The following is a 14,150-nucleotide window of genomic DNA, read 5'->3' on the forward strand; positions in this document are numbered from 1 at the left end:
CTTTTTTTCCCATGGGGGTGGAAATATTGTTTCCGTGCACCAACAAGCCAACATCAGGTGTAGTGAAATCCCTAGCTTTCGTGCGTTGACTTTCATCAATCGTTTTTACACACTACACCAAACGAACGTTTGCTTTTTATATGAACACCAAACGAACCACCAACCGCTCACCCCGTTCAGACAATCGCCTGCCTGAATTGCTGGATGCCGCCGCACGCGCCTTTGGAAGTCGCGGCTACGCGGCGACCTCCATGCGGGAGATCGCGCTGGAGACCAACATGCTTCCGGGCTCGCTGTACTACCACTTCCCGTCGAAAGAGGCGCTGCTCGTCGCTGTGTACAGCGAGGGCGTGAAAGAGCTGGAAATCGCGACGGCGGCGGCCATTGCGAAGGAGCGCGATCCCTGGGACCGGCTCGAGGCGCTGTGCCGTGCGCACCTGGAGACAGTGCTCAGCGACAGCAACTACGCCAACGTCCTGATCCGCGTGCTGCCCGATGACATCCCCGAGGCAGCCGAGCGGTTGCGCGAGGTGCGCGAGGCCTACGAAAAAACTTTTCGCGATGCGGTCGAGGAATTGCCGCTCGTGCCACGCGCCGACCGCCGCGCGTTGCGACTGATGTTGATTGGTGCCCTCAACTGGACGGCGCTGTGGTTCAACCCCCAGGGACGCGATTCCCCACGCGCACTGGCAAGGAAATTTGTGGGGCTGATCAAGGAGACACAAGATGGCAGTTCGTCCGCCTAGGGTGATTGTCACGAAGATTGGATTTGACGGGCATGACCGAGGTAGCCGCGTCATTTCCGCCACCCTTCGCGACGCAGGCATGGAAGTGATCTATACACCACCGTGGCAGGAAATTGCAACGGTCGTCAAGCTGGCCACCGAAGAGGACGCCGACGTGATCGGCATCTCGTCCCTCGCGACCGATCACCTGATTGTTCCGCAGCTTATGACAGCGTTGAAGAACGCGGGTCTGTCGGATGTGCAGGTCATTGTCGGCGGCATCGTGCCGGCCAAGGATGAAGCCAAGTTGCTGGAGGCGGGCGTGGCGCGCGTTTTCCATCCGGGGGCAGCGCTCGACGATGTCGTCACTGACGTCATCGCACTGACCGCCAAGCGTCGTCAATTGCAGGGAGAATCGGCATGAGCGCAGACGTTCTGAACATCAAGCAGGCCACGGCACCCGAGGGGTTGCGCAAGTGGGAGCGCGAATTCGCCCAAGGCGTGAAAGGCGATGCCGTCACGCACAACCGTTCCGGCGTTCCGATCAAGCCGCTCTACACGCAGCAGGACTGGTCTGGCGATCGTCAGGATGATGCGCTTGGCTACCCGGGGCAGTTTCCGTACACGCGCGGCATCTACGCGACGATGTACCGGGGACGCAGCTGGTCGCAGCGTCAGCTGATCGGTCTTGGCGTGCCGGAGGACTACAACAGCCGCGTCAAGGAGATCCTGGATCTGGGTGCATCCGCGCTGTCGCTGATCCCCTGCAATTCCGTGTTCCGTGGCTACGACGCGGACGAGGTGCCGCACGAATTGCTGGGCACCTGCGGAACGGTGATCAATCACGTCAAGGACATGGAAACGGCGCTCGACGGCGTGCCGATCGATCATCTGTCCACTGCCATGAATGACCCGTCACCGTTCACGCTGCTTGCGTTTGAATTGGCAGTAGCCAAACGCCGCGGCATTCCTTGGACGAGCATCACCGGCACGTCGAATCAAAGCGACTGCATCTCGCATTTCGTGGCGAATCACATGTTCTTTCGGCTCGCGCTGCAGGGTGCGCGGCGGGTGGTGATCGACCACATCAAGTTTTGCAATACGCAAGTACCCAATTGGAACCCGCTGTCCATCGTCGGCCAACACATGCAGCAGGCGGGCGCCACTCCGGCCGAAGCCATGGCGTTCACGCTCGCATCCGGCATCCAGTATGCGGAAGACTGCATCGCCGCAGGCATGGACCCGGACCAGTTCCTGCCGCGCTTCACTTTTTTCTTCGACATCTCCGTGAGCCTGTTCGAGGAAGTGGCCAAGTTCCGTGCGGGCAGACGCGTATGGGCGCGCTTGTGCCGCGAGCGCTTCGGTGCCAAGGACCCGCGCTCATGGCGCTTCAAGTTCCACGGCCAGACCTCGGGCGTCGACCTCACGCGTCAACAGCCGCTCAACAATATTGCCCGCGTCACCACGCAGGCCATGGCGGGCATTCTGGGCGGACTGCAGTCGTTGCACACCGACGGCTATGACGAAGTGTTTTCCACGCCGACGACAGAGGCGGCCCGCATTGCGGTGGCCACGCAGAACATTCTGCGTGAGGAGGCGCATCTCACCGATGTGATCGACCCGCTGGGTGGCTCGTACTACGTCGAGTCGCTTACCGACGAAATGGAGCAGAAGATTCTCTCGATCATCGCCATGATCGACGAGGCGGGCGGCATGTACAACGCGGTGGAAAAGGGCATCGTCCAGCAGATGATCGGCGACTCGGCGCTGGCTTTCCAGAAGAAGGTGGATTTGGGCGAGCAGACGGTGGTGGGCGTCAATGCCTACCAGACCGAGGAAGACCCCGCCACTTATCCTTCGCTGGAGTATCCGCAGCCCGAGCGCATGCAGGGCTACCTCAGGCAGTTGGCGGAGTTCAAGAAGACGCGTTCCAACGCCGATGTGGAGCGCGCGTTGAAGGAACTGGCGCGCTCGACTGAGACGCGCAAGACCAATGTCTTCGAGCATGTCGTCAAGGCGGCGGAGGCGGGCGCGACGCACGGCGAGATCTGCGGCACGCTGCGCAAGGAACTGGGCTTCGGCCATCCTCTGACCGTGGTGTGAACCCATGAATACAGCGTTCATTCAACAAGCACTGGAGGGAGATCGCCGGGCCATCGGCAGGGCGATCAGTGCGCTGGAAAACGGCGGCGAGTCCGCGTATGCCATCCGTCATGCGATGGCTGCGAAACAGGGCCGCGCCCATGTCATCGGAGTGACCGGACCACCGGGGGGAGGCAAGTCGACGCTGGTCTCCGCGATGATCCGCTGCCTGCGCGAGCGCGGTCTGACCGTGGCCGTTGCTGCGGTGGATCCGTCCAGTCCGTTCACGGGCGGTGCGGTGCTCGGCGACCGCATCCGCATGGGAGACCGTCAGTCGGACGAGGGCGTATTCATCCGCTCGCTGGCGTCGCGCGGTCACCTCGGCGGACTCGCCACGGCGGCGTCTGACGTGATCGACCTGTTCGACGCCTCGGGCTTCGACGTGGTCATCGTCGAGACCGTCGGAGCAGGGCAGTCCGAGGTGGAGATCACGCGCTACGCCGACACCAAGATCGTCGTCTGCCCGCCCGGGCTGGGCGATGATGTGCAGGCCATCAAGGCGGGGATTCTGGAGATCGCCGACGTCTTCGTCGTCACCAAGTCCGACCTTCCTGATTCGCGCAAGACCGAGGCCGATCTGCGCGCGATGCTTGCGCTGCGCAAGGAGAAGAATGCGCTGCCCGAGGTGCTGAAGGTCGTGGCTACCACTGGTGAGGGCGTCGACACCCTGGTGCAAGTGCTCACGCAGCGCACGGCGCGCGGTGTGCGGCATGAGATCGGTGGGGCGAGGGAGGCGTATCGACAACTGTCGAAATACATCGCCGCAGACAACGTCGCCAATCTGCTGGGCATGGAGTTGGTTGCCGCGTCCAAAGGAAGCACCACGCTGCGCATGAAGGTGCAGCGCAAGCACATCAATTTCAACGGTAAGTGCCACGGGGGGATCCTGTTCTCGTTGGGCGACATGGCGCTGGGGCTGGCCTGCAATTCGCATGGACAGCTTGCCACGTTGGTGGATGGGCAATTGAGCATTTCCACCGCAGTGGATGAGGGCGACTGGCTGATCGCGCACGCCTACGAGGTCAGCCGCTCGCGAAAGATCGGCAGCTATCAGGTGCGGATCTCTCGGGCCTCGGACGACGCACACATCGCGTTGATTCATGGAACCGTGTATGTGCTGGATCGCCCGCCGGTTGGCGCCAATGATGAGTGAGGTGACGCAATGAGCACATCGATTCCATCCGGTACGACCCTGAGAGGGCGACAGCAGGTGCGCCATCTCAAGCGCCAGATGCGTACCGGGGCCTGCGAAACAGCGGCACCCGAGGCACGCGAGACCGGGCAGAGCAGCGTGGTGGAACTGCTGGAGCGCAGCATGCGTTTCGGGCACGAACGCCTTGCGATGAAGCGTCTTGAGCAAGCCGTCCATCTGGGGGCGACGCTTTCGGACGCCCACTGGAAATACTGCCGTGCCGTCGCTTTGCGGTCGGTCGATCGGTCGCTGCAGGAATGTTTTCTCGCGCTGGCGATTCGGCACGGCCATTCATCGTTCACCCACTCGAATTGAGCAATTTTTCCCGCCTGGAGCCGATGTGCAAACCACTTTTCCCCGGTTGATGCTGCAGCAAGCCGCTGCCCGCCCGCAGGCCCCCGCCATGCGGGAGAAGGAGTACGGCATCTGGCAGACTACGACATGGTCCGAGCTTGCGACGCTGGTGCAGGCGCTGGCCTGCGGCCTGCATGACGCGGGCTTGCAGCCGGGCGAACATCTGGTGCTGCTGGGCAGCAACCGTCCGCGTCTCTATGCGGCGATGCTCGCAGCCCAGTCGCTCGGTGCGATTCCGGTGCCGCTCTATCAGGACGCGGTGGCGACGGAATGCGTGTTCCCCATCAACAATGCCGAGGTTCGCTTCTGCATCGTCGAAGATCAGGAGCAAGTGGACAAACTGCTCGAAGTGCGCGAGCAATGTCCGCAACTCGTTCACATCTGGTATGACGAACCGAGGGGGCTGCGCAATTACGATGAGCCCGACTTGTCGGCGCTCGATGCGCTGGTCGAGCGGGGGCAGCAGTTCTCGCAGCTGCATCCGGCTTTCTTTGTGAAGCGGGTGGAAGCGGGCAGTGCCTCCGATGTGGCCGCAATGTTCTTCACCAGTGGCACGACGGGCAATCCGAAGGGCGTGGTGCACACGCATGGATCGCTCATCGACCGCGCGCAGGCGGGAGCCAAATTCGACAACCTGAAGAACACCGAAGAAGTGCTGGCCTATCTGCCGCCCGCATGGATCGGGCAGAACATCTTCTCGTATGCGCAGTGGCTGGTGGTGGGCTATGTGGTGAACTGCCCGGAGAGCGCGAGTACGGTCTCGATCGATCTCAAGGAGGTAGGGCCCACCTACTATTTCGCGCCACCACGAGTGTTCGAGGGCCTGCTCACCAACGTGATGATTCGCATGGAGGACGCCGGTCCGATCATGCGCCGCATGTTCCATTCGTGCATGTCGGTGGCAAGGCGCGTGGGGCCGGCGCTGCTAGATCGCAAGCCCGTCGGCTGGCTCGACCGCGTCAAATATCGGGTTGGCAATCTGCTCATCTATGGGCCGCTGCGCAATAACCTGGGATTCTCGCGGGTGCGTGTGGCCTACACGGCGGGAGAAGCCATTGGTCCCGACCTGTTCAGCTTCTACCGATCCATCGGGGTGAACCTCAAGCAACTCTATGGATCGACCGAGACCGCCGTGTTCGTCTGCCTGCATCCCGACAACGAGGCACGCTCGGACACCGTTGGCGTGCCGTGCGATGGCGTGCAGATCAAGGTCAGCGACAGCGGCGAGGTGCTGGTGAAGTCGCCGGGGCTGCTCAAGGAGTACTACAAGAATCCCAAAGCCACGGCCGAGGTGATTTCCGAAGACGGCTGGTATCACACCAGCGATGCCGGGTTCATCGATGCAAGCGGGCATCTCAAGATCATCGACCGCGTCAAGGACGTGGGGCGGCTGCAGGGTGGTGCGTTCTCCAATGCGATGTTTGCGCCCAAGTACGTGGAGAACAAGCTCAAGTTCTTCTCGTTCATCAAAGAGGCAGTGGCCTTCGGCGACGGGCGTGACCGGGTGTGCGTGATGCTCAACATCGACTTCGACGCCGTGGGCAACTGGGCTGAACGCAAGAACCTTCCCTATGCGGGATACACCGATCTGGCAGGCAAGTCGGAGGTGAGCGATTTCATCCGCGAGTGCGTGGAAAAGGTCAACGAAGACCTCTCGCGCGACAGCTTGCTGGCAGGCAGTCAGGTCAGTCGCTTTCTGGTGCTGCACAAGGAGCTCGATGCCGACGATGGAGAGCTCACGCGCACCAACAAGGTCCGCCGTGGATTCATCGGCGAGAAGTACTCCGTGCTGGTCGATGCGCTCTACAGCGCGCAGTCGGAGCAGTACGTGCAGACCCAGGTGAAATACGAGGACGGGAGAACCGGCAGCATTAGCGCGACGCTCAAGTTGCTTGACGCCAGAACGTTCCCACCTTTGAGAGTCGAAGCAGGAGTCGCCACCGTATGAGCAAGAAAAAAATTGGCGACGTCATTCTGGACGTGCAGCACATCAGCCTGCGATTCGGCGGCGTGAAGGCGCTCACCGACATCAGCCTGAATGTGCGCCAGCATGAGGTGCGTTCCATCATCGGGCCGAACGGTGCGGGCAAGAGCTCCATGCTCAACTGCATCAACGGGGTGTACACGCCGCAGGAAGGAACCATCACCTTCAAGGGCAAGGCCTTCAAGCACCTGAGCAGCCGTGAGGTGGCGGAGATGGGCGTGGCGCGTACCTTCCAGAATCTGGCGCTGTTCAAGGGCATGAGCGTCATCGACAACATCATGACCGGCCGCAATCTGCGCATCAAAAGCAGCCTGCTGTCGCAGGCCTTTCGTAACCCGTTCGGCATCGGCGGGGCACAGTGCGAGGAAGAGCGGCACCGGGCCTTCGTCGAGCACATCATCGATTTTCTGGAAATCCAGGCCCATCGCAAGACGCCGGTCGGTCAGCTCCCCTACGGACTGCAGAAACGAGTGGACCTTGGCCGCGCACTCGCGATGGAGCCGCAGGTGCTGCTGCTCGACGAGCCGATGGCGGGCATGAATCTGGAAGAGAAGCAGGACATGTGCCGCTTCATTCTGGATGTGAACGACGAGTTCGGAACCACCATCGTGCTGATCGAACACGACATGGGGGTGGTGATGGACATCTCCGACCGCGTCGTGGTGCTCGACTACGGCAAGAAGATCGCCGACGGCACTCCGGATGAAGTGCTCCACAACGAAGAGGTGATCCGGGCGTACCTCGGCACCACTCACTGATCGCATCCGGAGGCGCACATGTCATTCTTTCTGGAAACTGTGTTCGGCGGTCTGATGGCGGGAATGCTCTACGCGCTGGTGGCGCTGGGCTTCGTGCTGATCTTCAAGGCCTCGGGCGTATTCAATTTTGCGCAGGGCGCCATGGTGCTGTTCGCGGCGCTGGCGATGGCGCGCTTCTCCGAGTGGATTCCCCAGTGGTTCGGCATCAAGAGCCTGCTGGTGGCGAATCTCATCGCCTTCGTGCTCGCGGGCCTGTGCATGCTGGTGATCGCATGGCTCGTGGAACGGCTGGCGCTGCGCTATCTGGTCAACCAGGAAGGCGCGACGCTGCTGATGGCGACGCTCGGTATCTCGTATTTTCTGGATGGATTGGGGCAGACCCTCTTCGGCAGCAACATCTACCAGATCAACATCGGCATGCCCAAGGACCCCGTGTTCGTTCTGGACCAGACCTTCGAAGGCGGCCTGCTGATCAACAAGGAGGACCTGTATGCAGCGTTGATCGCCGCCGTGCTGGTGGGCGTGCTGTCCGTGTTCTTCCAGAAGACCGGCACCGGGCGCGCCCTGCGTGCGGTGGCCGATGACCACCAGGCGGCGCTGTCCATTGGCATTCCGCTCAACCGCATCTGGGTGATCGTGTGGAGCGTCGCGGGCGTCGTGGCGCTGGTGGCGGGAATGATCTGGGGCTCCAAGCTCGGGGTGCAGTTCTCGCTGGCATCGGTGGCGCTGCGGGCGTTGCCGGTGATCATTCTCGGCGGCCTTACATCGGTGCCGGGAGCCATCATCGGCGGTCTGATCATCGGCGTGGGGGAGAAGCTCTCCGAGGTCTATCTTGGCCCGCTGGTCGGCGGCGGCATCGAGATCTGGTTCGCCTACGTGTTGGCACTGATCTTCCTGCTGTTCCGGCCGCAGGGACTGTTCGGCGAAAAGATCATCGACCGCGTCTGATCCTCGAATCAGCCTCCTCTTCAACGCTCCAACGCTCCAACGCTCCAACCCCGCAACGACAAGAGACACCCCATGCTTTACAGAGAAAATGGCCAGATCAAGACCAGCTACCGTTTGGATCAGCAGATTCTTCCGATTGCGCAGGACAGGTATGCGTTGATCATCTTGCTGGTGATCGCATGTGTTGTCATCCCGAGCGTGGCGTCAGACTACGTGCTGCGCGCCATCGGCATTCCGTTTTTGATCATGTCGCTGGCGGCGCTCGGCGTGAATATTCTGGTGGGCTACTGCGGTCAGATCTCGCTCGGCTCGGGTGCTTTCATGGCTATTGGCGCTTATGGCGCGTTCAACGTCATGGCGCGGGTGCAGGACATGCCGCAGGTGCCCGCGTTGCTGCTTGGCGGATTCTTCGCCATGGCCTACGGAGTCATCTTCGGTTTGCCGAGTTTGCGCGTGAAAGGGTTGTATTTGGCGGTGGCCACGCTTGCGGCGCAGTTCTTCAGCGACTGGTTGTTCCTGCGTGTGAAGTGGCTCACCAACAATTCGTCTTCGGGTTCGGTGTCGGTGGGCAATCTGCATGTTGGCCCGTGGCAGATCGACTCTCCGGTGAGCAAGTATCTGTTCTGCCTTGCCTTCGTGATCTTCTTTGCACTCATCGCCAAGAACCTCGTGCGCAGCGCTGCTGGCCGTGAATGGATGGCGATTCGCGACATGGATGTGGCGGCGTCGGTGATCGGCATTCGCCCTATGTACGCAAAGCTCAGTGCGTTCGCGGTCAGCTCCTTCATCATAGGCATCGCCGGGGGGCTGTGGGCCTTCGTGCACTTGGGCGCATGGGAGCCCGCTGCGTTCTCCGTGGAGATCTCGTTTCGCCTGCTCTTCATGGTGATCATCGGCGGCATGGGCTCGATCATGGGCGGCTTTCTGGGCGCCGCATTCATGGTGCTGCTGCCCATCTTCCTGAGCCAGGCCCTGCCTGCGCTGGGCGCCATCTTTGGATTGACGATCTCCACGGCCACGGTCGCGCACATCGAAACCATGATCTTCGGGGGACTCATCGTTTGGTTCCTCATTGTGGAGCCGCACGGGCTCAGCAAGCTGTGGGCTCTCGGAAAACAACGTTTGAGGATCTGGCCATTTCCTCATTGATTGTGGGCGTCCCCGAACGGGGCGTCAGCTGTGAATCGGCCGTATGAAAACAACTGATTGGAGACACGATGAAACGCACCCTTGCCACCTTGAGCGCAGCGGTCGCCGCGCTCGCATCCGTCGCTTCGGGGCCCGCTGCAGCGCAGGACAAACAGCAGTATTTCCCGATGCTGACTTTCCGCACAGGGCCGTATGCGCCCAGCGGCACGCCGTGGGCCAATGGCTTTCTCGACTACTACAAGCTGGTGAATTTGAACGGCGGCATCAACGGGGTCAAGGTGATGTGGGAGGAGTGCGAGACGGGCTACGCCACAGACCGTGGCGTCGAATGCTATGAGCGGCTGAAAGACAAGCATGGTGGTGCGACCGTGTTCCAGACCATGTCCACCGGCATCACGTTTGCGCTGACCGAGCGCGGCGCAGCCGACAGGATTCCAATCCTCACACCAGCCTATGGCGTGAGCGAGAGCGCGGACGGCGAGGCCTACAAATGGAGCTTCCCGATTGGCGGAACGCACTGGGCATCGGCCGACACGCAGTTCCAGTATCTCGCGCAGAAGGCGGGCGGTGTGGACAAGCTCAAGGGCAAGAAGGTCACGCTGCTCTATCACGACAGCCCTTACGGCAAGGAGTCCATCCCGGTGCTGACCGCACGTGCCAAGGCGAACGGGGTCGAGTTGGCTACTCTTCCCGTGTCCCACCCCGGCGTGGACCAGAAGGCCGCGTGGCTGCAGATTCGCCAGAGCCGCCCGGACTATGTGCTGCTGTGGGGCTGGGGCGTGATGAACTCGACTGCGTTGAAGGAAGCGCAGTCCACGGGTTATGCGCGCAACAAGATGATCGGCGTGTGGCCTTCGGGCTCCGAGTCCGACGTGAAGGGCATTGCCGGTGCCGACGGCTACAGCGCCGTGCTGCTGTTGCCTGGGCCAGGCGCCAGTTCCAAGATTGCCAAGGAAGTGCTCGAGAAGCTGCACGCCAAGGGTAATGGATCGGGGCCGAAGGAAGAGGTGGGTGAGGCGCTCTACATGCGCGGCATGATGAACGCGATGATGTCGGTGGAAGGCGTTCGCCGTGCGCAGGAGAAGTTCGGCAAGGGCAAGGTGATGTCCGCCGTGCAGGCACGCTGGGGTTACGAGAACCTCAACATCGACCAGAAGCGTCTGGAGGAGTTGGGCATCGCAGACATCATGCGACCCATCGCCACTACCTGCAAGGACCACATGGGGCCATCGTCGGCCAAGGCCTATACATGGGACGGCAGCAAGTGGAACGCGAGTTCGGACTGGCTGCAGGCCGACCCGAACGTGATCAAGCCCTTGCTCAAGGAAGCGGTAGACAGGCATCTGGCCGAGAAGAAGCAGACGCGTCGCTCAGCCGAAGACTGCAATTCGTAGCCCGGACTCCGGCCTTTCAACGCGGGGATGCGTTGGTTCGTATCCCCGCACGTTGGACACCTTTGCATGAATAACATCGTTCTGAACGTCAACGGCATCGAGGTCATCTACAACCACGTGATCCTCGTGCTCAAGGGCGTTTCGCTGACTTTGGCCGAGGGCCAGGTCGCAGCCATCCTCGGCGGCAATGGCGCGGGCAAGACCACCACATTGCGCGCTATTTCCAACTTGCTCAAAGGTGAGCGTGGCGAGGTCACCAAGGGCAGCATCGAACTGCGCGGCGAACGCATCGATAGCCTGTCTCCGGCACAGCTCGTGCAGCGCGGCGTGGTGCAGGTGATGGAAGGGCGGCACTGCTTTGCGCACCTCACCATCGAGGAGAACCTGCTGACCGGCTGCTACACGCGCAGCGACAAGGCGGAGATTTCCCGAAACCTCGAGAAGGTGTATACCTACTTTCCGCGCCTCAAGACCCGGCGCAGTTCGCAGGCCGCCTACACCTCCGGCGGCGAGCAGCAGATGTGCGCCATCGGCCGCGCGCTGATGACGAACCCGAGCGTGGTGCTGCTCGATGAACCGTCGATGGGACTGGCGCCGCAGATCGTCGAGGAAGTCTTCGAGATCGTGAAGGATCTCAACCGCAAGGAGCGGGTGAGCTTTCTGATTGCGGAGCAGAACACCAACATGGCGCTGAAGTATGCCGACTACGGCTACATCCTTGAAAGTGGCCGCGTGGTGATGGACGGGCGCGCTGAAGACCTGCGCAGCAACGAGGACGTCAAGGAGTTCTATCTCGGCGTGGGTGGTGAAGAGCGCAAGAGCTTTCGCGAAGTCAAGAGCTACAAGCGCCGCAAGCGCTGGTTGGCTTGAGCGGTTTGCCCCTGCCTGCGTTACTTCACCGGATGGCTTTCACCATGACTTCTTCTCGCGAATTTTTCGATGCGCTGGAAACGCGCAGCGCCGACCAGCGAATGGCGGAGCAACTCGCTGCGCTGCGCTCGGTTTTGACGGCGGCGCAGGCGGCCGCTCCTGCGCTGGCGGATGTGTTGAAGGACGTTGACCCATCGCAGCTGCGCGATGTCGACGCGCTCTCGAGCATTCCCATCACGCGCAAGTCCGAGCTGTTTGCGAGGCAGCGTGCGGGTCTGCGGCGCGAACCGTTCGGGGGGTATTCCACGCTCTGCAAAGGCCCTGGAATGCCGCGCCTGTTTGCCTCCCCAGGCCCGATCTACGAGCCGCAGGGCGTGCGACCGGACTATTGGCGCATGGGCCGTGCGTTGCATGCCGCGCGCTTTCGTGCCGATGATCTGGTGCACAACGCCTTCAGCTACCACATGACGCCTGGCGCGTTCATGTTCGAAGCGGGCGCGCATGCGCTTGGATGCACCGTGTTCCCCGCCGGTGTCGGGCAGACGGAGCAGCAGATCGCAGCCATGCAGGAGCTGAGGCCCGATGCCTATTGCGGAACGCCGAGCTTTTTGCGCATCCTGCTCGAGAAGAGCCGTGCGCAAGGGCTTGAGCTGCCCGGGCTGCGTGTCGCCTCCGTGAGCGGGGAGGCCTGTCCGGCCAGTCAAGTCGAGTGGCTCAGGAACCATGGGGTGGATGCATTCCAGACTTATGCCACGGCTGACCTCGGCCTGATTGCTTATGAAACCGTGGCGCGCGAAGGCTTTGTGCTCGACGAGCAGGTCATCGTCCAGATCGTGCAGCCCGGTACGTCCCACGTGGTTGCGGACGGCGAAGTCGGAGAGGTCGTCGTGACCGTGCTGAACCCGGACTATCCACTTATCCGCTTCTCGACCGGCGATCTCTCCGCCATGCTGCCCGGTGACTGCCCCACCGGTAGAACCGCTCCACGCCTCGAAGGCTGGCTCGGCCGGGCGGATCAGTCCGCCAAAGTGCGCGGTATGTTTGTGCACCCGACGCACATTGACCAGATCGCCCAGCGCGTGCCTCAAGTGCAGAGGTGTCGTTTGGTCATCAGCCATTCCGATGCTGGCGACCACGTAGCCCTGCAGGTGGAGTCGCTGGAGCAAGGGGCGGCATTTGTGCTGCTCATCACGACCGTGTTCAGAGACATCACCCGACTGCGTGCCGAGGTACAACTGGTTCCTTCGGGCAGCCTTCTCTTGGACGGCCGGAAGGTGGTGGACGAGCGGACTTTCTCGTAGCGACTGGCTGATGGAGACTGGGGTTGATCCTCTTGCCCACTCGGTCACTCCCGGATGCCGAGCAGGAGGAGGGGGATCTGACGAAAAGCTTGACCACGCTGTGCGCGAAGCCAGTCGGGATATGTTGAAGGAAGAGCGAATTGATGCAGCCCTCAAAGGGTTCCATCGGCTTGAACCAACAGTGGTGCGCGCATTGGGCGAACAATGCCGAAGATGGTTGTTCGACGACCTTCGGGGTAAGACGGAGGTCGCGCGAGTCTGGCGTGGCCTCGGAGCGAACATGCAGCTCACCCGAGGAGTCGAAAATTCAGCCCCACGACATATCGAACAGCAGCAAGAGGCGTCGCAGTGCGCGCAAGGCCGTGAGGTCAACGTCGAGGCCGTTGTTTTCAAAAAGATTTCCAGGCCCAAGCAGGACTTCTGCTGAAAGGTGGTTGGCGTTGTATACCGTCTCACGACTAGCGGGAAGATACTGGATCGCCATATTCAGCGTCAAAAGGTGACTGAAGGGGTGTCGCTCCCACGCACTCCACGAGGATCGCTAAGATGATTGGAGTGGCAGCAATGAGCATCCGCGCCAGCAAAGCGCTGTCTGACGAAATCCAACTCAGTCACTCATGAGATGGAAGATGACCTTCTCTGACGTGTCCCTTGGGAAAGCGCGCAACTCTTCTCATGTCGGAGCGTTTGGCCTTCCCGCCAGGCGCGACCGCGGAGCGAATGTCGCTGTGTTTGACTAGATCGAGCAGAAGGACGCCTCGCTGCGTTGCCTTCTATGCAGGAGTGAGATGGCGACATTTGCACCCGTGTTGCAGCCTCAAGTGAGATGGACGGTCCACCGAAGAATCAGACTCTCTCGGTAACTATAGCCCCGCTCCCTGCTTCGCACTTGTTCCCGTCTTGACCGGTGCAGGAGTCACTTGAGTTTGAATCAATTGGGGTTCTATTCCCATTTTTTACATATTGGAAATACTTGCTGAGGCACTGTGGTACGTCTTGGCTTTTCTTTTTCCAATGTTTTGAATTTGTATGCCGCAGATCTGCATGTGTAAAAAATTTGAATGATTTCTCACGCCGGAATATGGATAAATATCAAGTCAGGCGTTAATTTGACGGTGGTTAACGAATGGTGGGTCGCGTGATATTGGGTGGATTGGTTTATTGAGTTGACTATTGATTCAATTGACACTATTTATGCGATTCCTTCGGCATTATTGAATGACAGGGGCTTGTGTTGAGGCGGTTATTGCGAAACAAGTGCTGATGTCTTGGTTGGGATGGCTTCTCAGGATCGCTGTTGCCTCATGGATTTTTTCGGTGAAAAAATTCGCGT

The 14,150-nt window shown here is 60.8% G+C and carries 13 protein-coding genes; 12 read left to right on the forward strand and 1 reads right to left on the reverse strand.

Annotated features, from left to right (window positions below; all coding sequences use genetic code 11):
• Positions 1-140: 140 nt before the first annotated feature.
• The 12 genes from G7047_RS05760 (at position 141) to G7047_RS05815 (ending at position 12,817) form a co-directional block, all read left to right on the forward strand.
• The gene (locus G7047_RS05760; RefSeq protein WP_166301972.1) at positions 141-746 is read left to right on the forward strand and encodes a TetR/AcrR family transcriptional regulator; all 606 of its coding nucleotides are present in this window, start codon (positions 141-143) and stop codon (positions 744-746) included.
• Positions 727-1,149: a cobalamin B12-binding domain-containing protein gene (locus G7047_RS05765; protein ID WP_166301975.1), complete on the forward strand. Its 423-nt coding sequence runs from the start codon at positions 727-729 to the stop codon at positions 1,147-1,149. The genes G7047_RS05760 and G7047_RS05765 overlap by 20 nt, the downstream gene beginning before the upstream one ends.
• Positions 1,146-2,828, forward strand: coding sequence for a methylmalonyl-CoA mutase (locus tag G7047_RS05770; protein WP_166301978.1), 1,683 nt, complete (start codon positions 1,146-1,148; stop codon positions 2,826-2,828). The genes G7047_RS05765 and G7047_RS05770 overlap by 4 nt, the downstream gene beginning before the upstream one ends.
• Before the next feature lie 4 nt (positions 2,829-2,832).
• Entirely contained in the window at positions 2,833-4,020 is a 1,188-nt protein-coding gene (gene meaB, locus G7047_RS05775; RefSeq protein WP_166301981.1) for a methylmalonyl Co-A mutase-associated GTPase MeaB, read from the forward strand.
• 9 nt (positions 4,021-4,029) lie between these two features.
• Positions 4,030-4,374, forward strand: a complete 345-nt coding sequence (locus tag G7047_RS05780; protein ID WP_166301984.1) for a hypothetical protein — start codon at positions 4,030-4,032, stop codon at positions 4,372-4,374.
• Between the two features lie 25 nt (positions 4,375-4,399).
• A complete protein-coding gene (locus G7047_RS05785; RefSeq protein ID WP_166301987.1) occupies positions 4,400-6,361 on the forward strand; it encodes an AMP-binding protein in 1,962 nt (653 codons plus the stop codon).
• The gene (locus tag G7047_RS05790; RefSeq protein WP_166301990.1) at positions 6,358-7,155 is read left to right on the forward strand and encodes an ABC transporter ATP-binding protein; all 798 of its coding nucleotides are present in this window, start codon (positions 6,358-6,360) and stop codon (positions 7,153-7,155) included. The genes G7047_RS05785 and G7047_RS05790 overlap by 4 nt, the downstream gene beginning before the upstream one ends.
• A gap of 18 nt (positions 7,156-7,173) precedes the next feature.
• Positions 7,174-8,103 carry a branched-chain amino acid ABC transporter permease gene (locus G7047_RS05795; RefSeq protein WP_166301993.1) on the forward strand — a complete coding sequence of 310 codons (930 nt, stop codon included), beginning with the start codon at positions 7,174-7,176 and terminating at the stop codon, positions 8,101-8,103.
• Between the two features lie 72 nt (positions 8,104-8,175).
• Positions 8,176-9,252 (forward strand): branched-chain amino acid ABC transporter permease, encoded by a 1,077-nt coding sequence (locus G7047_RS05800; RefSeq protein ID WP_166301996.1) that lies wholly within the window; start codon positions 8,176-8,178, stop codon positions 9,250-9,252.
• Between the two features lie 68 nt (positions 9,253-9,320).
• Positions 9,321-10,646 carry an ABC transporter substrate-binding protein gene (locus G7047_RS05805; protein WP_166301999.1) on the forward strand — a complete coding sequence of 442 codons (1,326 nt, stop codon included), beginning with the start codon at positions 9,321-9,323 and terminating at the stop codon, positions 10,644-10,646.
• A 66-nt stretch (positions 10,647-10,712) separates the two neighbouring features.
• Positions 10,713-11,516 carry an ABC transporter ATP-binding protein gene (locus G7047_RS05810; protein ID WP_205904723.1) on the forward strand — a complete coding sequence of 268 codons (804 nt, stop codon included), beginning with the start codon at positions 10,713-10,715 and terminating at the stop codon, positions 11,514-11,516.
• A gap of 44 nt (positions 11,517-11,560) precedes the next feature.
• Positions 11,561-12,817 carry a phenylacetate--CoA ligase family protein gene (locus tag G7047_RS05815; RefSeq protein ID WP_166302005.1) on the forward strand — a complete coding sequence of 419 codons (1,257 nt, stop codon included), beginning with the start codon at positions 11,561-11,563 and terminating at the stop codon, positions 12,815-12,817.
• A 307-nt stretch (positions 12,818-13,124) separates the two neighbouring features.
• Here the strand turns inward: G7047_RS05815 and G7047_RS05820 are convergent, their stop codons facing one another.
• The gene (locus G7047_RS05820; RefSeq protein ID WP_166302008.1) at positions 13,125-13,313 is read right to left on the reverse strand and encodes a hypothetical protein; all 189 of its coding nucleotides are present in this window, start codon (positions 13,311-13,313) and stop codon (positions 13,125-13,127) included.
• Positions 13,314-14,150: the final 837 nt, after the last annotated feature.

This window comes from Diaphorobacter sp. HDW4A (genome assembly GCF_011305995.1).
Taxonomy (GTDB): Bacteria; Pseudomonadota; Gammaproteobacteria; order Burkholderiales; family Burkholderiaceae_C; genus Diaphorobacter_A.